Consider the following 22,557-nt stretch of genomic DNA (forward strand, 5'->3'; position numbering starts at 1 on the left):
GGATACTTACCTTGTTGAGGCTGTTCAAAGTGCATTGCGTATTTCTGGGCAAACTATGAAAATCTAATCGTCGTGCCACTAATATGATCATTTTATACGTACCCTTTTCTCGTGATAAATCAGGTGACTTATCTTCTCTGGTTGAGCTATGGAAAAAAAACCATCTTCAAAACAGGGATGAGCCTCTGTTTATTATGTATTTTGAGGATGAAGTTAATTTTGATGTTATCACTGAAAAATTAGAAATTTATATTTGTGCGCATGGAGCTTCAAAGGATGAGAATTTTATGTTGCTTGGTAATAAGGCCGATTTTTCTAATGCCGATTTTATTGATATGTCTACCCTGGCCGATCGATTTAATCATGATTTAGCCTATGTTTCAGCACAAATATCTGCAATTCATCTCTATTGTTGTGGTAGTCAAAAGAAGAACGAGCAAATGTCCATTTTTTTTCAACATGGAATGATACTTTATGATGGCCCAATTAAATTCTATGGAGGTAATTTAACTCCTGCTGACAATAATGGAAGGTTGTGGAGCATTGGGCTCTCCGATCCCAAGCCAGTGTGGGCTACGATGCAAATCATTCGTCAATCCAATAATCCCGTGGATGAGAGCCTTATGCCTGAACGCTCCGCTATCAAACGGTTTGGGATATCCCATGAGGAAGCATTGGCTAAACATCGTGCTCGCTTTTTTGAAAAAATCAAAAAAAAGCGAGCATCCGATTTCAGGGAGTTTCGTCAGGGAAAAGAAAACATCGATAATAGTGGTCCAGTTGCAAAAAATGATTAGCAAATCGCCCAGGCAACGAGGATTAGGTACTAAAAACAAGCCATTATACGATGGTACAATGATTCGATACCTCCTTGGATGACTCTTTCCCTCTGGTTTCAGACGAACCTTGGTCACTAAAAAACCTTGCATTATAGGTTACTTTATTGGGGAACAGCTTTAAAATCCTCTGTTGAAACTGGGGCTGATGACTCAAATAGTCCATCACTGTCTTACCTTCCTCATCTTGTTGCGTGAAAATAAGGTTCTGGGTTTCTAGAGGCACTGTTTTTATAACCTCAAGGAATTGAGAAATAAAGCTGGGCTGAGATAGGGCTGCTAACATCAGTACGTTTCTTCTGTTATTTGTCTGCTTGAACACCGTCTCCTTTGTTTCTGGAGACAATTTGCCTATCAATTCAAGCAAATCAGGTATGGCGCTGGGCTGATGTCTGATTGCGACCATCAGCGAGTTATTATCATCAATGTCTGTTTGTTTGGAAATAATATCCTGCGTTTCTTGAGGTAATTTTTTAATGACTGCAATGAAGAGAAGAATAGAGTTTGGACGGTATTTTGCGGCTAGCATCAGTGCATTAACACTCAAATCGTTGACCTGTTTGAAAATGACCGTTTGCGTTACTTGGGGTAGTTTTTTAATGAGTTTAATGAAGCGATGAATGGCCTCAGGGTGCGCAGGAATTGCTAGCATCAGCGCGTTATTTCCAAAATCATCTGTCTGCGTGAAAATCTCCTCTTGCGTTCTTTGGGGGAATTTTTCAATGACTGTAAGTAAGTCTGAAATAGCGTCAGGTTGGTGAAGTACTGCGAGCATTAATGCGTTGTACCCCTCTTTTTTCTGTTTAAACATCCTTTCAAGCAAGTTGGAAGGCAATCGCTTGAAAACCGATGGCAACAAAAGTGGGTGGTCTTTTATCAGCCTATGCCATAGAGGTTGGTCATAAAATTGGTCTCTGCACAATTCATTCAGAAAAATTATCTCCAATGCTTGCTCGATGATACCCTCGTCATGGGTGGATTGCGCCCAGTTAAAAATCGCTTGTCCGTCATTCGCAGCATCACGCTTCTGAAGCTGTTTCAATATCGCTTTGACCAAGGCCTGTTGTTGTTCTGGACTAAAATATCCTTGTCGAATAGCTTGGGTAAGCACATTCTGCGGCTTTTGGGGCATCAGGTGGGTTAGCAGCAGGCCATACCATTGGGTGGGGAAGTTGAGGAACAAAAAGACAAGTTCCGAGTAGTTTTTAGGCGCAATGCCTTGAAGGGCTTGATTAAGCAACTGTTCTGGGAGAGAAAGCAGCTTACACTCTTCTTTTTCAGTAGGTTTCTCTTCTGAATGCTTGTTGTATTTATCGTGCAGTTTCTTTAAGTCTATGGGGCTGATGGCCGCAGGCTTAGTCCACAAGGGATTTGTTTTTTGAGCCTTCAGTATCTTGTTTAAATGTCCTGCCGCTGTTTCAACGCAGCTGTCTTTGACTAGTTCACGCTTAATCACATCATCAAGACTGTAAAAGTCTCCTTTGCTTTTTCTTAAATCTTGTTGCACCTTTTCAGGCAGACCCTCTAGGTACTCGATAAAACGTTGAACAGCAAGGGTTGCTGTAGCATTGGCATACTCACTTCTAGTCATGTGTGTACTGCCTAGAAGCAAACCTTGAATCAGTTGTTCTAAAGCCCTCATAGGGATAATGCCTTTGTGTTCGTAACAGTCTAAATCGTATTTCAAGCCCCGAAAGAACTCATTGTGCTCCAACAATGGCTGCACTAACTTATCAAGCCTTACTAAGGGATTTGCTGAGGACGGTGAGCCGTCCAATAAGCTTTTGCGCAAGAGACTATGCGTTCCCAATGGGAAATGAATGACATCCCGAACGTCCAAAAGACAGCCTTCCGCAATCACGTAATGCGCAAGCTCCGAGTGCACTGGCTTTTGCGTCAGACTGGCAAGCCCTTCTTCCAGCTTGATTTCGGGTTGATGTCTATTCTCCCTCATTTCCTGTTTGGTGACATAATCCGATAATCTTATCGCCACCCGATAGCGAACAGTAGGAAGCAGAATCGACAACATTTCTTGCATCGTCGAAGGGGCAAAACACAGCTCAGCTATTTGCCAATACAGGCTATTGGTTGCACTCAGGGGCTCTTGATGAAATCCAAGACTGTGGGTGTCATCCTTTGCTCGATCTTGGCAACTTTTTAGGAATTCTTCGGCAAAATGCTCTGGTTCTTCTAGAAGCTTTGTTAGATACTCCAGCTCGCCTTGCAATTCCAGCTCAAGCATTCGCTGCTTCACGCTGGCGTAATCATGCGGCGCAATACACTCCTCTTTCAACAATGACGAAGCCTCTTGCAATAGCTTGGTGATCTGGTCTTTTTTCTCCTTTCCAATACTTGTGGTATTCTGTGGCCAAAAGGACTCTAATGGCATAACAACAGAAGCCTCTTGCAGTATTTTTATCATCAGGTTTTTAATGGTTTCTAGCATGTTCATTACTCTTTATTGGTCGCCCCTACGAACATTGCCATTAGCTTAAGACAATGAATCATCCAGAGCGTAGCGAAGGATCTCCTAACACTGTTTAGTGCTTGCTTAGGTCATGCCCACATCGAACAGCATCCTCTAAAGTTAGAACCATAGGTGCGTCATCTACAACTCACTATAACGCTTTGGTACGAGATCTAGGTTTTAGTTCATGTCGCATGGATTAGTGAGCGATGAGCTAAACGTCTGGAGTAAAAAAGAGGACGGTATGATTTTATGACTTGGATAACGAGTTTGGGGGTAAAAAGAACTGGATAAATGGATTGGCCTTGCAGTCTTCATCAAATCATCGGCTTGGGTTGAAAATCGACCTTATTATACCATGAATAATGGATAAGACCCAAACCCATGCAATTGAATTACTCTTTGCCTCGACCCGTGAATTTTCGTAAGTCCTGTTTGTTTTGCCCTTGATATAAATCCACTTAATCGATAAGATTCAATTTTTTTTAAGCATGGGTTTTTGTTGAAAAAGGGACTTTATATTTCGTTGTTTTTGCTGTGTAATCACTTAAATGCATTTCAATACACGCCAAACTCCTTTTCATTTTTTTCAGAGCTGCTCTATTGGCAAGTGCGTGAACAGGGGGGGGAGAATTGGGGACAAGTTCTTGGTCCTACTGGTCCACAACAAACAGTACAGTTCTTAAATGCCCCTTTTAAGTGGAGTCCTGGTTTTAGGTTAGGTATAGGCTATGGAGGTGAGGGACAGCTTTGGGACTTGAGCCTAAACTACACTTGGTATAAAACTCAAGCGACTCAAGCGGCTAGCACGGATACTGGCGAGATTCACTCTTCATTTCTTGGTAATTTTTTTGCAGATAATCTGCTTGGTGCAGGCCTTTCTGGTCCTTACTACCATAGTGCAAGCTTGAGATGGAACATTCAACATCAAAGTTTAGACATAGAGCTTGGCGCGTTGATCAAAGCAAATGAGGCAGTTCATTTAAGACCCTTTATTGGACTTAAGACGGCTGAAATGGACCAATCGATTATCTCTATTTGGAATACTCCTTTTAACAACCAAACAAAACTACCGATCCAAACGTTCTCCTCAGCAACAGAAAACATCAAGAATGATTTTCGTGGGATAGGTCCTGCCGCTGGAATCGATTCCAAATGGCCTTTATTGATAAAGGCCCATCAAGAACTTGCGCTTATTGGCCGTTTTTCAGGAGCCTTTTTATGGGGCGATTTTACCATGAACGATCTTTATCAGAACAATACGCCAGTTTCCATTACTATCGTCAATGAACGACTAACAACGGCGGCTACTATGGTGAAAGGGTACATTGGCATTGAGTGGTCTAAAGCCTTTCAGGTTCCCCTCCTTACTATCCAGCTAGGGTATGAAGGTCAAGCCTGGTTTAACCAGTTGAGGTATTACAATTTTGACATGGGCCGAATGAATAATTCTCTGTTTATCCAAGGTGCAGTATTGAATGCTTCTATTCACTGTTGATAAAAGGCAATCATGAAAACAAGAATAGCGATTGGGTTTGTTTTAAATCTGTATGTATGCAGCGTGATGGCAATCGGAAAAGTGACTCTTTTTGAAGATCTACTGTATTGGCAACCCTCACAACAAACCAGTTCTCTTTGGGTAACGGTGCAACCAGTAGCGAATCCGCCTGGTTATACCTACCCCATTCCCAATGTAACTTTTAAATGGAGTCCTGGGTTACGATTTGGTGTAGATTACATGGCCACCGATTTAATCGATTTAAAGCTCTATGGAACGACCTATGCGTCTAAAGCGAACGAATCGGTGATCGCACCGCCAAATCATATTCTTATTCCAACATTTTTTAATGGATTAGTGTCCTTGGTTAACCCACTTGTGTTTAATCAAGCGCAAATGCAATGGAAAATTCGCTTGAACATGATCGATGCTGAAGTGGGCAGCACGCTTCATCCTCTTGACACCTTGAGCATCCGTCCATTTATAGGACTAAAAGGGGGAACCATCAATCAAAGCATTCATTCCAATTGGCAAGCACAACTTGCTGGAATTGATTTTTACACGGCGACAGAGGATGTTATGCATCATTTTTATGGCATTGGTCCGAGCTTTGGAGTTGATAGTGTATGGGATATCTACACCAGAGTTAAGATAAACGCCTCTCTCTCCAGTGCATTGCTTTGGGGGCATTGGACGATTAAAGACACTTTTTCTAGGCCTGCCGCGCTTCTAATTATTCCAGGAACCACCATTATCTCCGACACTCCGAACTCCATGCTGGGTGCCTTCATGTTAAGAGCGTTTATGGGATTGGAATGGAGCTTCAAATCAAGAACCTTTGTTGCGATGAAAGCCGGTTATGAAATGCAATTTTGGGCGAATCAATTGCGATTGCCACTTTATGAGCAGCTTCCGGTACGTGGTGATCTAACATTACAGGGAATAACATGCGGTATTTCAATCGACTTATAATGGCGGGTGGTCTTCTGTTTTCATCATTAGCCAATGCCGTGGATTTTGACCTGGAGTTTTTATATTGGCAACCGTCTGAGACCATTGATTGGGCTGTAACCAATAACAAAAGCTTACCCAATCAGCTCATCACCTATAAAACCATCGATTTTGATTTTGCCCCCGGTTTTCGTCTAGGGGCTCAGTTTGAAAAGGAAACGTTCACTGGTAGGGTCTTCTACACTTGGTTAAATGCGCGTGCTACGGACGCGGTTAATGGAAATGTTATCTCGGCTTATATGCCCAGTAAGTTTGCAGAAGACTTTTATCAATCCGGACAAGTGCGTTTTAATATCGATTTCGATTCCATCGATGCAGACCTGATCAGAACAATTCCGATTGACAAAAAATGGGTATTGAATCCGTACATTGGCATTAAAGCCGCAAGAATAGACCAATCCATTAGTACTCAATATCAAGGGACCATTTTGGTGATAGAACGAGTTAAAAATGATTTCTTGGGCATTGGCCCGAAGATTGGAGTTGGAAGTAGTTTGCCCATTTATCAAGGACATCGATTAAACACCCAGTTAGTCGCTGATTTTTCGACGGCATTGATGTGGGGAACTTGGTCGATTAACGACACCATGACGCAAAGCAACTCATCCCTTATCAGTTCGGTCGATATAGCCAATCGCAATTTGGGGGCTTTAGAAGTGCAAGGCTTTATCGGTTTACGCCTCACCCATGAGCGCTTTTCTCTTAAAGCGGGTTATGAAGTGTCAGACTGGTTCAATCAATATCAGCTTTTTGACAACGCCACCGGCTCGCACAGTAATGATCTGGTTTTTCAGGGGCTCACTCTTCAACTCTTGGTCCAGGATCTTGTGAACTGATATCTGATCATGGCCACGCCAAGCTTTTGCTCACTAAACGTTAAAACGCATGTTGACTTCTACTGCATGGATTAACAAGCCTTTGACAGGCTCATTTAATACTCCCTTAAGGGATTATGGTTAAAATATGGTCAAATTTAAATGCATAAAGCACATAAAATGTCATTCTCTCGAATCGATACACAATTAAAACAACATCATGATAACTTAATACCCGTTCCTCGAGGAACGATAAAAGGCATTAAAGAGGATACTCTTTCAAAAAAAATCCGCCGTTTTGATAACATTGGCATTGTTACTCCATTGTCTGAACAAGCTGGAATCTACATCAATACGAATGAAACAGGGGTAAGAATTACCGCGAAAGCCTTAGAAGAATATCCTCGTATACACGAGCCATTTCATATCGGTTTTTCAGGATGGCACAATTTTGATATTATGGCGCAACGGCACTCAACTCGTGCCTTTATTGCGGATATGAATCCTGAAAATGCATTATTTTTGCACTATGTTTTAAAGTACTTGCGACGATACAGTGATCGTTTTGAATTTATTGCAGCCATCACTGAATTTATTAAAAAGCATGAATACTACGGATCGAGAACAAATGCAGATAGGCCGAGTTATTTAGGTCAAATTCGCCCTAAAAGTATCAAATTTTCTTTAAACGTAAGTGAAGAGTCCCTTTATTTTGATCATGTTTTTGTTGCAGAAGAGATTGCTATAGAGCTTAAAAGAGAAACCAGTTGGCTTTATACCCCTGAGCGCTATGCGCACATAAGAGGTCTTGCATTAGGAGATAAAATAGCTCTAATCACGGAAAATATCTGTGCGAGTGATACATTCTCGGCAATATGTAAATTATTAATCGATAACTCGATACAAATTGATACCGTTTACGTTAGCAATATCGGGGATTGGATGAGCACAGAGAGTCAACGCCACTCATTTATCAGAACTTTGCAACGGTTTTTGACCGATAAACAAACCATTGTTATCGATGCAACAAGGGGAAAAGACAGCACATTACCCATAGCCAACCAACGCTGCACTTCACTGCAACAATTGGCTCCTTTGAGCCTTGAGGAATGGTTTTTTCCAAAAAAAACTCTATCTCATCAACGAATTCCAAGTGATACAGACTTATCCATCCAGGGCCATAGAGACCTCACGAGGATTTTCCTATAGTGTGGGACTTACACAAAACCCGAAGGCGAGGCAAAAAATGTGTTTAATCAGGAGATTGGGTTTTTTGCCTAAGTCCTGTGGCAGGGGAGCGGATTACGCACGAAGAGATAGTATTACTTAATGATTAAAATGTATTCACATGGTCTTTGTTTTTGCCCATTTTTCATGATAAAATATTGTTGATTTTTAACCCAACCCGATGATTCGATGAAGACTGCAAAACCAATCCATTTATCCAGTTCTTTTTACCCTCAAACTCGTTATCCGAGTCATAAAATCATCCCGTCCTCTTTTTTACTCTAGACGTTTAGCTAATCGCAAAATAATCCATGCGACATAAACTATAACCTAGAGTTCCTCCAGGGCGTGGTGGTCAGTTGTAGATGACGCGCCTATGGTTCTAACTCTAGAAGATGCTGTTTCATGTGGGCATGACCTAAGCAAGCACTAAAGGGTGTTTGGTAACAAAGTGGTCTTTGCAGGAGCTACTGCCATTAAATTGAGGATATTTCTCGTCATCGAGAGGAGCTGGCGACGCAGGATCTCGCAAGAGTCAGGAGATCCTTCTTGACGCTCTGGATGACTACTCTTCTTCACTTAATGACAGTGTCTGCATGGGCGCGTAAGAAAGAGTAATGAACATGTTCGAAACCATTAAAAACCTGGTGACAAAAATACTGCAAGAGGCCTATGTTGTTATGCAATTAGAGTCCTTTTGGCTGCCGGATACCGAAAGTATTGGAAAGGAGAAAAAAGACCAGATAACCAAGCTATTGCAAGAGGCTTCGTCATTGTTGAAAGAGGAGCGTATTCCGCCGTATGATTGCGCCAGCCTGAAACAGCGAATACTTGAGCTGGAGTTGCAAGGCGAGGTGGAGTATCTAACAAAGCTTCTAGAAGCACCAGAGCATTTTGCCAAAAAATTCCTAAAACGTTGCCGAGATCGAGCAGAGGATGACACCTACAGTCTTGGATTTCATCAAGAGCCCCTGAGTGTAACCAATCGTTTGTATTGGCAGATAGCCAAAGTATGTTTTGCCCCTTCGACGATGCAAGAGATGTTGTCGATTCTGCTTCCTACTGTTCGACATCGAGTGGCGATAACATTATCGGATTATGTCACTAAACAAGAAATGAGGGAGAATAGACATCAACCCGAAATCAAGCTGGAAGAAGGGCTTGCCAGTCTGACCCAAAAGCCAGTGCACTCGGAGCTTGCGCATTACGTGATTGCAGAAGACTGTCTTTTGGACCTGCGAGATATCATTCATTTCCCATTGGGAACGCATAGTCTCTTGCGCAAAAGCTTATTGGACGCCTCAACGTCCTCAGCGAATCCGTTAGTAAGTCTTGATCAGTTAGTACAGTCATTGTTTGTGCACAATGAGTTCTTTCGAGGCTTGCAAGAAGACCTGGATTATTATGATAACAATGGCATTACCCCTAAGCGTGCTGTAGAACAACTGATCCAAGGTTTGCTTGTAGGCGGTGAGCATATGACGGGACGTGAGTATGCCAATGCTACAGCAACCCTTGCTGTTCAACGATTTATCGAGTACCTAGAGGGCCTTCCTGAAAAGGTGCAACAAGATTTAAGAGAAAGCGCAGGAAACACTTATAGTCTTGACGAAGTGATTAAGACACAACTTATCAAAGGTACCTGCGTTGAAACAGCGGCAGGACATTTAAACAAGATACTGGAGGCTCAAAAAACAAATCCCTTGTGGACTAAGCCTATCGCCATTAGTCCCATTGAGTTAAAGAAACTGCACGATAAATACAACAAGAATTCAGAAGCAATACCTACAGGAAAAGAAGATTGCACACTGCTAGATCTCCCAGAACAGTTGCTTAATCAAGCCCTTCAAGGCATTTGCCCTAGATCTGATAGTGAACTGGCCCTTTTGTTCCTCAATTTCCCCATTCAATGGTATGGCCTGCTGCTAAGACACCTGATGCCCCAAAAGCCTCTGGCTGTGCTAACCCAATACATTCTTCGACAAGGATATTTTAGTCCAGAACAACGACAGGCTTTGGGGAAAGCGATATTGAAACAGCTTCAAAAGCGTGATGCTGCGAATGACGGACAAGCGATTTTTAACTGGGCGCTATCCACCCATGACGAGGGTATCATCGAGCAAGCATTGGAGAGGATTTTTCTGAATGAATTGTGCAGAGACCGATTTTATGGCCAACCTCATTGGCATAGGCTGATCATAGAGTGTCCACTTTTCTTGAAATCAGTTTTCAGGCGATTGCCTTCCGACTGGATTGAAAGGATGTTTAAACAGAAAAAAGAGGGATACAACGCATTAATGCTCGCAGCACTTCACCAACCTGACGCCATTTCTGGCTTATTGACTGTCATAGACAAATTCCCCCAAAGTTCGCAAGAGGATATTTTCAAAGAGACAACTTGCTTGGGACTTAATAATCTGATGATAGCAGCCATGTGCAATCCCAACTTCATTATTTCTCACTTCCTTGATGTTATAGAATCATTACTTCTGGTCCCCCAGAACATTTTTTGCAAACAAATAGACGCTGGGCCTTATAACTCGCTGATGATAGCAGTCCTATTTCAGCCTAAAGCCGTTGATGCTTTATTGAAATTCATTGAAACATTGCCCAAAGAAACTCAAGAAATCATTTTTAAACAGACGGACAATTTGGGGGGTAACGTACTGATGTTAGCCATGAAATATCAGCCTAAGTCTATTCCTCCATTGCTCATAGCCTTTAAAAGATTGCCCAAAGAAACTCTTGAGATTATTTTCACGCAACAAGATGAAGAAGGTAAGACGGTGATGGACTATTTGAGTCATCAGCCTCAGTTTCAACAGCAGATTTTAGAGCTGTTGCCCAATAAAGTAACGTATAATGCACGGTTTTTTAGTGACCAAAGTTCGTCTGAAACCAGACGAGAAGAGTCATCCAAGGAGGAATCGAATTATTGTACCATCGTATAATGCGAAACAGGAAAGAATCGCATCATACATTAAGGGCTTTAAAAGTCTACTGTTACAAAAACTTAAGCAAGTAGAAAACAAAGCTCAGGCCCCATTTTTGTGTCTTAAAATCCGATGGATTACTTAGTGGTGTATTGCTATGCTCCTCTTGTTTATCGATGTCTTAGGAAGCACATAGAACTAAGCCTTGCTTTATCTGTTTTAAACCCTGTGCTACTTTTTCTTTACTCAAGGCGTAACAAAATCGTAACACATGTTGCCCTTTATCCGGATTCACATAAAAAGAGCGCCCAGGAACCACGGCTACTTTTGCTTGCTCTAGTAACATGCGTGTCATGATGGCATCGTCTTTAACGCCCATGCTTGAAAAATCAGCCATAATGTAATAGGCCCCCTGAGGTACAGTGACTTCAAAACCGATTTCGCGTAATTCACGAACAGTATAGTCACGTTTTTCCAAATAGCTTTGACACATGGTTTGATAATAACTTTCCTGCAGTTTGAAAGCATCGATTGCCGCATGTTGTAGCGGTGTCGATGGGCACACGTACAATAAATCTTGAACCAAAGCCATTTTTGCAATGACATGTGCTGGACCACTGGCATAGCCTAAACGCCATCCTGTCATATTGTATGTCTTTGAAAATCCTGAAATCGTGATAGTGCGATCTTTAAAATTCTTTAAACCAGCAAAAGAGATATGGTTGTAACCAGGATAAGTAATGTATTCATAAATTTCATCAGTGATAACAGCCAAGTCATATTGCTCTGCAATTGCTCCGATTGCCAATAATTCATGTTCAGAAAAAACTTTGCCACACGGATTGCAAGGGGTGCAAATGATAATGGCGCGGGTTTTAGGGGTAATCGCTTTTTCTAGATCATCGATTTGAAAGCTGAGATCCTGTAAATGAATAGGTACCGATTTAACGTTAACTTGATACAGCTCCAAAATACTTTTGTGGTAACCGTAGAAAGGTTCAAACAAAATAACTTCATCCCCTGGATTAAATAAAGACATGGTTGCACAAACAAATGCGCCAGTAGAGCCATGCGTGACTACGATTTCTGTTTCTGCATGAACTGGGATTTTATTAAAGGTTTGAATTTTATTGGCAATTGCCTGACGTAAATTGAATACTCCTTCACAAGCAGAATACACGTTTTTTTCCTGTTCAATCGCATTTACAGCAGCTTGCTTGATTATCTCGGGTGTTGGTATATCACAAATCCCCTGACCTAAATTAATGCCGCCAATTTTTCCACATTCTGTACTTGCAGCACGAATACCAGATTGACATAAGTGTTCACTTGCTTGACTTGTTTTTAACATATTGTTAGTCCCTGTTTGGTTCTTTGTACTGCAGATACGAAAAAAATCACTGCTTCGTTACCACGAGCTGACTCCCAGGTAATATCCTATTTAGAACATGCATGGTAACCGTTTGTTTTGCTACAGTTATAAACTCATAACAAGGACCTTGCAATCCCTCTCGATGAACTAATTTGAGCAACTGGATGTATTGGCAGTGATTTCCAGTGTGGGAATTGATCGGAAATCAATTTTTGGACTAAATGTGTATCAATGTTTACTTTATCCATCAGAGTATCAATAGCAAGCTGGGGGTATTTTGACTCAAGCTACCAGGATGATCAATCTTGATTTTAAAGCTCATTATAAGATATGTTGCCAGAGATTTTTAATGAGAGGGAGTAAAAAATGGGTGGTTTTCCAAATCGATTTATAAGCACACCTTACTACGATGAGAAGGGTACATTGAAGGGAATTTATTGTTATCCTGAGAATGAAAAACTAAAGTATGAGTTAAACATAGCCCACGTGGATCTTAAATTGGAACTTCATCCTAACCCAATCATTCAGATTGATGTTCCTGTTCTTGATGATAAAGCCTTAAGTGCAATCGTTGATGTTTTGGAAGAGTTTCATTTAAGAGGGAATCAACACCATCGAGCAGAGCGTGCTCAAATTATCTCAGGTCTACAGGGATTGGTTATAGATACGTCATCCATGCAGCTGAAAAAAGAGAAATGCAATGAAATACTGAATGGTTTTTTTAAGGCATTTTTTAAATTGGTGGATGTTGATAAAACCTCAGTTGAAGAGTTAAGAGATGCTTTGACAGAGTTTGGTTATTTTCTCTCTGAGAACATTCAAAAATCAGAGGTCCATAAATTGTCTCTGTATGCTCATTTGGTCCAAAGAGAGGATGCTCCTTCCCTGTCGCCTCTGAGTGGTAATCTGTCTCCCAAGGTGCTCTAATGCATTAGAGTATCCTGGAGTTTATTATGCAAACCAATACAAGCTTTTTACAAAGTATTCCAGATGAGGTGGTGTGGAAGTCTTTAGCAAATCTTGTAGCGCGTTGAAAGTGATTTTATAGTGTGTCTAATGAAAAACTGTGATCGATTTCAATGAGAGAATATAGGGGACATATAAATAACCCTTAATGGATATTACAGAAAAAAGGTATAAAGAGTGACTGAATCCTGACCCGGCTTATTCCAGGAAAAGCCAAAAGTTCGGCAGAACAGTGAGTGAAAAAAGAATGGGGTTTGCTGTATCCAAGGGTAAAAACTTTATAAAGAAAGTAAATTCACCCATGTTTAGGTATCAGCAAGATAGATCATTGAGTTCATCATTCTTATCGACTATTTTAGAAATAGTCATCAGATAGAGCTAAAATGAATTAGAACTCTGAGGAGCTTGTTCGGGAGATGCTTTTTGGAAACGATGGTTGTTACTGGGATAAGTCGTGGTATTGGTTTTGCTATTGCAAAATTATTTTTACAAAAAGGATGGCGAGTTTTTGGAACTTCCACCAATGGACATAAACCCTTAGAGCATAAGAATCTACATGTTTATGCGATGGATTTGTCTGATTCAAATCAGATTCACTTTGTTGCTCAACAACTTCCTGAAGTCACTCTGTTAATTAATAACGCAGCGATTTTATTAGAAGCTTGGGGTGAAACAACCATTAATATGGATCAATTAAAACATACCTTCTCAGTCAACGTCTTCGGAACGATAGAGTTTACTGAGCTTTGTTTTCCGAAATTAAAAAAAGACGGCCAAATCATCACTATGTCTTCAGGATGGGGAACCTTCAGTTCTAATGATTCAGCCGCTCAACCGCATTATAAAATGTCAAAAGCATGCCTTAACATGTACACAATGCTCCTTGCAGAAAGGTTTCCTCATATAACGGTTTCAGCTTTTGATCCAGGATGGGTAAAAACGGATATGGGCTCTGACGATGCGCCCACTCTCCCATCAGAAACGGCTAAAGAGATATATGATTTAGTCATCCGAAAAAAGAGGAGTGGGTGTTTATGGCATAGGAATTACATTCGAGAGTGGTGATTATCCGCTTTCTCAGGGTCGGCAAGGCAAGGAATGGGGACGGACCCCACTGGGGTCCGTCCCCAAGTCTCAGGGTCTGTCCCCTAGCCTCATTTAACAGGTAGATACAAGTCCAATGTGTCTCCTGTATGGAACTATAGGCAATGGAGAGTTGAACCCTTGGGGAAAACGTTCCAATCTACTTGTTAGCCACAGCTTTTTTCATAATCGCTTTTAATGATAAGCTTCTGATTATAAAATAAATTATTTTTACAGTGTTAAGGGTAATTGATGAACTATTTACATACCATGGTTAGAGTTTCAAATTTAGAACAATCATTGGATTTTTATTGCAATAAATTGGGGTTAGTAGAAGTCAAACGCACTGAAAATGAGAAAGGTCGTTTTACACTTGTATTCTTGGCAGCCCCAGAAGACATGAACCAAGTTAAAAGTTCATCTGCACCAATGATAGAGCTAACTTACAATTGGGATCCAGAGAGCTACACTGGTGGCAGAAACTTTGGGCATTTGGCTTTTCAAGTAGACCATATTTATAAAACCTGCCAGCATTTGCAAGATGCTGGAATTACCATTAATAGGCCTCCCAGAGATGGTCACATGGCTTTTATAAGATCCCCGGACAATATCTCTATCGAATTGTTGCAAAAAGGGGAGCCTTTGCCTAAAGAGGAGCCTTGGGCATCAGCACCTAATATTGGATCTTGGTGAGTGATAGCAAGATAGGAGGTTGGATCTCAATCATCTGTTTTTCTGCATCCGCTCCCTCACGGCTGAGGAATCGACTCCTATTATAGTGCTCCCACTAATCTCTTCTCTGATTATCAGTAAGCGTAGGTCCTGGGCTTCGCCGAATGGCGCTGCCTTAAGCAGAGTCATTCGTGAAAGCGGATAGTTTCATATCCGCTTGCTGACGCGCGCGGCTCGGTTCACTCCCTGCTGTGACTAGGTTTTGATTCAGACAACAAAGAAGAAACCGAGCCGCGCGCGTCAGCAAGCGGACCGATGTGGGCCAAATAGAAGAATCTAATGACACCGCTTAAAGCAGCGCCATTCGGCGAAGCATCCGACCTTGGGTATAAATACCCCTTTTTAAAAATAAGTCGATTCCTCAGCCCTCACGGTCGCAGCTCGGATTGATGTTGTGATAACTGATGGAGATTCTCCTCAATTAAGATAAGAAAAACTGGAGGCAAAAATGAATTTGTAAAGCGTTAGGTTTTCAAACCTTCATGAAACAGGGTATGAATTACCTGAGCCGATACAGGTTTCATAAAGTAATATCCTTGTCCAATATCGCATTCAAGCCTGGTCAGAATATCCCTATGATCCCCCTTCATTGCCATTTATTGTTGCCTCGACCTTGGGGCTTTTCTGAAGTCCTGTCGGAATAGATTTTTTAGTTGATGAACAAGTCTAGTTAATATTGAATGTTCATTCCTTGGACGATACAACTCAAAGGTAACTAATTTTGCAAACCCTTTGGCTCGCATGCTCTCAAGGAACTTGTAGATGCCCATTAGCCCGATAGACTGCGTTTTTTGTTGTATAGTTTTAATATTTTTTTGTCCATTTATCTCGTTCCAAATTTTAAACTGTTCTTGTGAAATGGATACATGCTTTTTGAGCTGTTTATGATACAAGGCCACAAAATGTTTCCTTGAATCGTTCGTCTTGCTTTCAACCACATCGGAAATTGGTTCATAAACCAACTCTTCTATTCGCGACAATCTCAATAACTCATTTCGTTGTTTATCAAAAGTCATCCATTTTAGCATTTCGTCTTTAGTGATCATAAAACAATCACAAGTATTATTGGCAATGACCGAGACCATGCAGACTCCGTCTTGCAAATAAGTAGGTTCTCCCAACATAGCAGGCGCTTTCACCGTACGACTCTGTTTTTGGGACGAATGATCATCACTATGGATTGACACCTCTCCTGAAATCAGAAAAAAAATAGCTGCAGCTGGATCTCTCTCTCGACAAAGCATCTCTCCTGTTTGAAACGTACAACGTCGAACTTTGTGCGCCACTTCCCTAATGTCTGAGTTTGTTAAGCAATGAAGTAAATGCATGCTCTTCATAAAGTTCATTAAAAGGAATTTTTCATTGACATTTTTCATGGATGAAACCGAGGAATTTGGTCTTGACCGGTTTAAAAAGTCATTAAAATGCAACACATCTATTTTAAGTAAGGTCATGGCTGTTTTTGCAATAACATCCGCACTTCGAATACCGTTTTCAGTGAAGAATCCAGTAGCATTCAAACTAATACCATCTCCCTCTTTCAATGTGGCAATTGTTAATGCACGGTTTTCCTCCTGTACGTTTTCCACAACCGCAGCAATCCCTGAAACGATTAAGTATACCGAATCAATGACATCTCCCTTTTTTACTATCCTTGTTCCTGGTTCGTAAAATTGCTCTACTGTGATTAATGCTAGTTGATGGATTTCATCCGGATTCAGTAAACTAAACAATGGATATTGCTCGATTAGACTCTCACGGTCTTTTATCGAAAGGTTTTTTTTATCCATTTCTTCTTCCATATTGAAATAAACTCTTTAAATGCACTATTAACAATATAGAACATTTATGCGAACAATAAAAAATCAGAAAAAATCTTGAGCGTACTTTACGTTTAGTGCCTCTAAACTCTTTCATTGAAATTTATTCTTGCGTTCTATAGGGGGTTTTTCATCAGTCCTGTGCTAAATTGTTGTAATGCTGTTTTGAGGGCATGGACGTTTTTTTCTTCGGTATTAACCGTACAGTACAAGGAGATAGCATGGAGCACGACAATGATTCAACAACAACCCCTTCAGGAAAAGATGTATCGTGGGTTAAAAGCAAAAAGCAAACCAAATATTTCACCTATTTTTTTGCCAAACCAGTCGCGATCAATGCTACTACGGAAGAAGTTTGGGCTTTGGAGAAAGACGTAAAGCGCTATGAGCAGCTTTCAGATCATGCCGTGAGGGCTAGAGTCAAGGGAGAGCTTGAGGTAGACAAAACCATTCAATTGGATTTACACACCAACACATTCATTGGCAAACTGATTCCAACGTCAAACGAGCGAATAAGTGTTATCGATGAAAAAAATAAGGTTTTAGGATGGGAACGAAAATTTCCCTTTATTAAATCACCAACAGAACGATATGCTCTACTCGAGGAAGATCCCAATGACCCCAATAAAACGATTGCTTATATTGGACTTAAAGTACCCAGACAAATAGGTTTTTTCACGAACCTATTCTTAAAATACAGTATTGAACATGCTTTTGATAAGCTAAACAATGGAATAAAGACTGAAGCTGAACGGCATAATCCTATTCCCTTATAGCAGTTCTTAGGACTTACAATATTCTTAGGCAACTGCAAAATAAAGGTTTAACCAGGCAATTTGAGTGTTTCATGAGACTGGAAACACCCTAATGGAAAATTGCCTGTAATCATCTATAGTTAACTATATACCATTGTTTAATTAAACCAGTGTCTCATAGGTCGAACCTCCAATAAGTTGGTTTCTACGATAGATCGATGGTGTATAAACTTCACGTCATCGATCTAGATACGGTTTACTTCTATCTCTACTGATAGCGAAGATAATGCTTATGAAATACAGGCAAAGAGAGCGATATAAATTACTCATAAAATTAATAGATGATATGGGTTACGAAACAGGTAGAGAGGGAATTTGTTTCGGGTTGGATTTTATGCTTACCCAAGCGCTATTAACTCATCAACTCGATGTCTTCGAAGAAAGGATTAGATACATTGATCAAAATTGGGAAGAACTGTGGGACATTTTCTGTGATGATGAGTTAAGTGTCGCTGATAAAAGGAAAATAGAAGACAATCTCGTTCGAGTACCCGGTCAAAAACAGGATGTTAGTCTTACAGACATCAAAGCATTTTTTGATGGTGTTGCGCTTGTACTGAACCCAGATAGCTTTTCCGAAGTACTGGCTAAAAGCACCCTGTTTCAAGAAAATAATGAGTCTGTCATCACCATAGTTGAATCCACTGAGCTTAAAAAAAAAGGTGGGCTTTATTCGATTGGTAAGACGATAGGAGTTTATAAGCCCGATGCCTTGCTGGATAAAATGGACTCCTTAAAGGAGGCTATCCAAAAAACGGGTTCTGAAGACATTGTCCTTTCAATTGGTTCAAGGGAACATATTATTACAGTCCAATACAAGCCTAGTGAGGACAAATGGATATTCATGAATGCCAATGATTTATTCATTGATGGCCAAATTACCGAAACCGTCTCATCAGAACAGATTGGCACAAAGATATGGACAGCCCTTGATAGGTCTGAATTGATATCCATCCAAATAAAAACTACTCAAGAAAATTACAGTGAATTGGTTCGTCAGAATAAAATAGACGTTTTTGATGCTTTTAAACAACAACATGTTGCAGAGATGTATACTGGGGAGAATTTAGATCGATTATTTATTGAGGCACTAGGTCATGGTCATCCAGATACAGCGATAATTTTTGAAACAATGATCCAAGCAGGTAAAAAATTTGATTATATAGGGGAATATATACTTTATGCTATTGCTCTCAATGACGGTGCTTTTATCAATAGACTTTTAGACAATGGAGCCAAACTAGCCCCAATTCGAATCGATAAATTGGTTGACATTTTAGAGTTCGTCGATGATGAACTATTAATCGATCTAATGGATAAAGGAATTTTAGATCAATACAAGGCAACCGAGTTAAACGATGTTTTTTCAATTTTATTTTCCGCGAAAAAAACGTCTGCTCTCTCTAAAATGATAGAGTTAGTGAAAGACCCATGCGCACTTCAATGTATCGTTACGCTACCCACTGGAGAAACGACAAGTTTCACTGCATTAACAATAGCGATAGCACAAAAGCAACCTGATGTTGCAAGAAGCCTTTTAAAACGATCTTTATCGATAGAATACATAAACAAAGCTGATTGTTCAGGGTATACAGCATTGATGTATGCTGTTCAAAACAAAGATATTGAACTAGTTCAAGCCTTAGTGGATAGAGGCGCCGATATCCACTTGACCAACCCACAAGGTCAATCTGCGATGGATATGGCTAAACAACTTAACGCATCAGACATCGTCGCTCTTCTAGATATTGGAAAAAATCAAGCAACAGGGGATACGTTTATCTCCCTCAAAGGCCGATTTAATCAGCAGAGAGAAGATGACAATTTAGACGCTCCAGAAAGTCCTAAATGCAAATGATGTCGCTTACCTCAGGTGTTTCAAAGAGCAGTAAGGTCTCCATGTACTATAATTTAAGTACTTAAGAGCGAATTGATTAGGAATGTATGAACGAACTACTGAATTTAATCGCCACTATAGTCGTTTTTGGAGTGGGTCTCTGGCTAATTAATTCCTTTATTCCAATGCCTGGAGCGATTAAAAGCCTTTTAAATGCATTGGTATTCATTGTCTTGATTATCTATATCTTGCAGTTTTTTGGTGTGATTAAAACCTTATTGCCTATCATTAAAATTCTGCGCTGATAAAGGAGCTTGGATGAAGTATTTATGGTGTTTTATAGTCGGTGTGTTTAGCTTTAGCACTGTTGCACAAGCCGAGGGATGTATTCTTGCCGGCCAAGCAACACAGCTACAAGGAAAAATCAGTATTGAAACGTTTCCTGGTCGTCCTAACTATGAAAGCATAAAGGATGGTGATGAACCTGAAGTATACTGGATACTCACAACAAAAAAACCTTACTGTGGACAGGGTGTGGGATTCAACGATGAGGGGCAAGAGATTACCCAAATCGAAAAAAACCAGACTCGTTTTCAATTGATACTTACCCCAGAACAATACAAACAATGGAAAGCGCTGCTGCCCAATAATGTCACTGTTGAGGGCTCCATGATGATGGCTCATACCGGACACCATCATACGGCTATGTTACTTCAAGTAACCAATATGAAGGGAGCTAAGTAGCCTTTGTTGGACCTTGGCCCGACAAAGGCTGCTTAGCATGATAAATAAGGATTTGCTCAATAGTTTCATGGGTTTTTCCTGTATTTGAATAGTGAAAGACGCCACATTCTATTACATGAAACAATCAACGCAATATTTATTTATGGATGTTGTCAATCCATTGCCATGATAAAAACCCATTGTGATATCGGACAATGCGCCAATACGAGTAAAAATGGCCGATTTTAAATTTACAGAATTGGCATCATGCATAATGGCTTGGAATAAATTATCGTCTTCTATTAGGCTTAACATGAAAAGATAATGACTCATGATGGTAGCTCCAATTGAGTAAACAATAAAGAAGCCATTCCCCAAAATGTCTTGAAGTGTTCGATCAGGATGGCTTCAAGAATTTCGAACACTGAAATTTTCTTCCTTTAAATGAAATCAAAGCGAACGGACTCTGTTTTTCGAGCTGGGAGAGGCCCTCAAGAAACAGCAATTTGTTCTATATGGTTTATTTCATCTGGGGTCAACTCAAAAGAACCTACCTCTAAATCGTCTTGCATGTGTTTTACGTTGGTTGTGCCTGTTAATGGCAGCATACCGATTTGCAACGCAAAACGAAAGGTGATTTGAGGAATGGTTTTCGCGTATTTTGCCGCGAGTGACTGCATGTAGGGTCGGATAAGATAGGGATGATTGGCAGTGAGTAAAGAAAAACCTTGGTAAATGAGTTGATATTCTTCACAAAACAATCGAACGTCATTATCCCATTGGGTTGTAGCAAAACAGCGATTTTGTACAAATGTCGGTTTTATGGAAGCATGGTTATACAAAGTCTCTAGTTGTTTTATGTTCACATTTGAAATACCAAGGAATTTCGCTTGTTTGCTCTGTACCAATTCTTCCATCGCGCGCCAGATTTCCATGTCTTCGCTGGTAATTCCTTGCATCAGTGTTGGCCCATGCAGTACATAAGAGTCAATATAATCGGTATTTAAATGCTTAAGAGAGTTAGCAAAAGATTGCTTAACTTGGTTGGTCAAGGTATCAAACTCATCGTACGGCAATCTATTATCCTGTCCATTTCTGGACGTGAATTTGGTTTGTAGAAATAAATCGCTGCGCGATATCTGGTTGGTTTTTAAAAATGTTTGAATCGCTAACCCAACTCCCTCTTCATAATAATGTTTGCGTTGATTGGCTGTATCAATTCCAGTAAATCCAGAGGTCAACGCTTGTAACACGACACGTTCAGTTTGATCCTCTTTCCAGGCAGTTCCATATAGAAATGGAGGTATAGTTAAGTTATTTATCGATTTACTGAATTCGCTCATCATCACTTTGTCTTCCTGTTTCTTTAAGAGTTCTGAATGGGTATTTGCGTTTTACTTTCCATCAATGAAGCGGTTTATTGTGTCATTGCAAGCACAGCGAGGCAACCCAGGAATGGGGAGAAGTTGCTTGAAGGGCGGAAGAGGGGTAGATTGAGGCAAAATGCGCTGCCTTATGCAGCGTCATTCGTGAAAGTGGATAGTTTCGTATCCGCTTGCTGACACGCGCGGCTCGGTTCACTCCCTGCTGTGACTAGGCTTTGATTCAGACAGCAAAGAAGGAACCGAGCCGCGCGCGTCAGCAAGCGGACCGATGCGGGCCAGATAGATGAATCTAATGACACCGCTTAAGGCAGCGCCATTAGGGAAAAATGCGCCAACCTACCTGATGGTTGATTCCATATCTATTTCATCAGCATCGGGGGTGGCTAGAAATTTATCTTCATAATCAACAACAAAGCCGGCAAATATACGGATGATGCGATCATCCATTTTTTCAGGATAGTGTACTGATACCTTCCAGGTATTATCGATTGTATTTCGAGATAATTCAGCAATTGGATGTGGATTATCACTTGACTCAAACACGACAAATCGTTTGAAATCCGGATCGGCATAAGCTGCTCCAATGAATTTTGATTTCCCAGCTTCATCGTACTCATAAAGGCTAAATTTGGCGGACTCTAAAGTAGCTAACTCACCATCAATCAGACCAATTTGAACTCCACGCGTGTCATAAATATCGATGTCTTTTGCCCATGGGTAAATGCTGCCTAAAGAGATGATTCGGGTTATACCTGTGGCTTGCCATCCATCTTTGTTGGATAGATCGTAATTGGTTCGGATTCGGAAGGCGCTTTTTTTGATAGAGCCTGGATAGGTTTCTCGTAATGGTGACTTGATTTGATAGATTTCAGAGAGTTTATACACATGTTTTGTTAGAGCAATTTCATAAGGGTGATCTTCGTGAACTCCATAATCAGTAGTGCTTGCGGCGTTCAGCGTTAGTGACAATAGGCCTAATAAACTGCTTACAACGAGTCTTCGCATTCAATTTACTCCTTAAACAATGGTTATTGCTA

At 40.6% G+C, this 22,557-nt stretch carries 19 protein-coding genes; 13 read left to right on the forward strand and 6 right to left on the reverse strand.

Annotated elements, in window-relative coordinates:
• Positions 1-83 precede the first annotated feature (83 nt).
• Positions 84-797 (forward strand): hypothetical protein, encoded by a 714-nt coding sequence (locus Lwal_RS09570; protein WP_058480580.1) that lies wholly within the window; start codon positions 84-86, stop codon positions 795-797.
• 43 nt (positions 798-840) lie between these two features.
• On the opposite strand, the gene Lwal_RS09575 is transcribed toward Lwal_RS09570, so the two are convergent.
• Positions 841-3,282, reverse strand: coding sequence for a hypothetical protein (locus Lwal_RS09575; RefSeq protein ID WP_058480581.1), 2,442 nt, complete (start codon positions 3,280-3,282; stop codon positions 841-843).
• Positions 3,283-3,805: 523 nt separating this feature from the next.
• On the opposite strand from Lwal_RS09575, the gene Lwal_RS09580 reads away from it, so the two are divergent.
• The 5 genes from Lwal_RS09580 to Lwal_RS09600 all read left to right on the forward strand — a co-directional run bounded on the left by Lwal_RS09580 (position 3,806) and on the right by Lwal_RS09600 (position 10,805).
• Positions 3,806-4,801 (forward strand): Lpg1974 family pore-forming outer membrane protein, encoded by a 996-nt coding sequence (locus Lwal_RS09580; RefSeq protein WP_058480582.1) that lies wholly within the window; start codon positions 3,806-3,808, stop codon positions 4,799-4,801.
• A 12-nt stretch (positions 4,802-4,813) separates the two neighbouring features.
• A complete protein-coding gene (locus tag Lwal_RS09585; protein ID WP_058480583.1) occupies positions 4,814-5,773 on the forward strand; it encodes an Lpg1974 family pore-forming outer membrane protein in 960 nt (319 codons plus the stop codon).
• Complete coding sequence (locus tag Lwal_RS09590) at positions 5,749-6,648, forward strand: Lpg1974 family pore-forming outer membrane protein (protein WP_133141242.1); 900 nt, start codon at positions 5,749-5,751, stop codon at positions 6,646-6,648. The genes Lwal_RS09585 and Lwal_RS09590 overlap by 25 nt, the downstream gene beginning before the upstream one ends.
• Before the next feature lie 141 nt (positions 6,649-6,789).
• On the forward strand, positions 6,790-7,836 hold the full coding sequence (locus Lwal_RS09595) for an LIC_10091 family protein (RefSeq protein ID WP_058480585.1): 1,047 nt from the start codon (positions 6,790-6,792) through the stop codon (positions 7,834-7,836).
• Positions 7,837-8,477: 641 nt separating this feature from the next.
• On the forward strand, positions 8,478-10,805 hold the full coding sequence (locus Lwal_RS09600; protein WP_058480586.1) for a hypothetical protein: 2,328 nt from the start codon (positions 8,478-8,480) through the stop codon (positions 10,803-10,805).
• 163 nt (positions 10,806-10,968) lie between these two features.
• Here Lwal_RS09600 and Lwal_RS09605 read toward each other — a convergent pair whose 3' ends face one another.
• Positions 10,969-12,138 carry a pyridoxal phosphate-dependent aminotransferase gene (locus Lwal_RS09605; protein WP_058480587.1) on the reverse strand — a complete coding sequence of 390 codons (1,170 nt, stop codon included), beginning with the start codon at positions 12,136-12,138 and terminating at the stop codon, positions 10,969-10,971.
• A gap of 387 nt (positions 12,139-12,525) precedes the next feature.
• On the opposite strand from Lwal_RS09605, the gene Lwal_RS09610 reads away from it, so the two are divergent.
• From Lwal_RS09610 to Lwal_RS09620, 3 genes are all read left to right on the forward strand, one after another.
• Complete coding sequence (locus Lwal_RS09610) at positions 12,526-13,086, forward strand: hypothetical protein (RefSeq protein ID WP_058480588.1); 561 nt, start codon at positions 12,526-12,528, stop codon at positions 13,084-13,086.
• Between the two features lie 471 nt (positions 13,087-13,557).
• Complete coding sequence (locus Lwal_RS09615; protein ID WP_095197594.1) at positions 13,558-14,190, forward strand: SDR family NAD(P)-dependent oxidoreductase; 633 nt, start codon at positions 13,558-13,560, stop codon at positions 14,188-14,190.
• 270 nt (positions 14,191-14,460) lie between these two features.
• Positions 14,461-14,901, forward strand: a complete 441-nt coding sequence (locus Lwal_RS09620) for a VOC family protein (protein WP_058480590.1) — start codon at positions 14,461-14,463, stop codon at positions 14,899-14,901.
• Between the two features lie 635 nt (positions 14,902-15,536).
• Here the strand turns inward: Lwal_RS09620 and Lwal_RS09625 are convergent.
• The gene (locus Lwal_RS09625) at positions 15,537-16,730 is read right to left on the reverse strand and encodes a cyclic nucleotide-binding domain-containing protein (RefSeq protein WP_162264102.1); all 1,194 of its coding nucleotides are present in this window, start codon (positions 16,728-16,730) and stop codon (positions 15,537-15,539) included.
• Positions 16,731-16,981: 251 nt separating this feature from the next.
• Between Lwal_RS09625 and Lwal_RS09630 the strand changes: the two genes are divergently transcribed.
• The 4 genes from Lwal_RS09630 (at position 16,982) to Lwal_RS09645 (ending at position 20,156) form a co-directional block, all read left to right on the forward strand.
• On the forward strand, positions 16,982-17,536 hold the full coding sequence (locus tag Lwal_RS09630) for an SRPBCC family protein (RefSeq protein ID WP_058480592.1): 555 nt from the start codon (positions 16,982-16,984) through the stop codon (positions 17,534-17,536).
• 271 nt (positions 17,537-17,807) lie between these two features.
• Positions 17,808-19,433, forward strand: coding sequence for an ankyrin repeat domain-containing protein (locus Lwal_RS09635; RefSeq protein WP_058480593.1), 1,626 nt, complete (start codon positions 17,808-17,810; stop codon positions 19,431-19,433).
• 86 nt (positions 19,434-19,519) lie between these two features.
• Positions 19,520-19,717: a Thivi_2564 family membrane protein gene (locus Lwal_RS09640; protein WP_058480594.1), complete on the forward strand. Its 198-nt coding sequence runs from the start codon at positions 19,520-19,522 to the stop codon at positions 19,715-19,717.
• A 13-nt stretch (positions 19,718-19,730) separates the two neighbouring features.
• The gene (locus tag Lwal_RS09645; protein ID WP_058480595.1) at positions 19,731-20,156 is read left to right on the forward strand and encodes a DUF4431 domain-containing protein; all 426 of its coding nucleotides are present in this window, start codon (positions 19,731-19,733) and stop codon (positions 20,154-20,156) included.
• Positions 20,157-20,267: 111 nt separating this feature from the next.
• Here the strand turns inward: Lwal_RS09645 and Lwal_RS09650 are convergent, their stop codons facing one another.
• The 3 genes from Lwal_RS09650 to Lwal_RS09665 form a co-directional block, all read right to left on the reverse strand.
• Entirely contained in the window at positions 20,268-20,468 is a 201-nt protein-coding gene (locus Lwal_RS09650; RefSeq protein WP_058480596.1) for a PPC domain-containing DNA-binding protein, read from the reverse strand.
• A 158-nt stretch (positions 20,469-20,626) separates the two neighbouring features.
• Positions 20,627-21,481 (reverse strand): aldo/keto reductase family protein, encoded by an 855-nt coding sequence (locus Lwal_RS09655; RefSeq protein ID WP_058480597.1) that lies wholly within the window; start codon positions 21,479-21,481, stop codon positions 20,627-20,629.
• A 375-nt stretch (positions 21,482-21,856) separates the two neighbouring features.
• Positions 21,857-22,525 (reverse strand): hypothetical protein, encoded by a 669-nt coding sequence (locus Lwal_RS09665; protein WP_058480599.1) that lies wholly within the window; start codon positions 22,523-22,525, stop codon positions 21,857-21,859.
• Positions 22,526-22,557 lie beyond the last annotated feature (32 nt).

Origin of the sequence: Legionella waltersii, assembly GCF_001468085.1 — a bacterium.
GTDB lineage: Bacteria > Pseudomonadota > Gammaproteobacteria > Legionellales > Legionellaceae > Legionella > Legionella waltersii.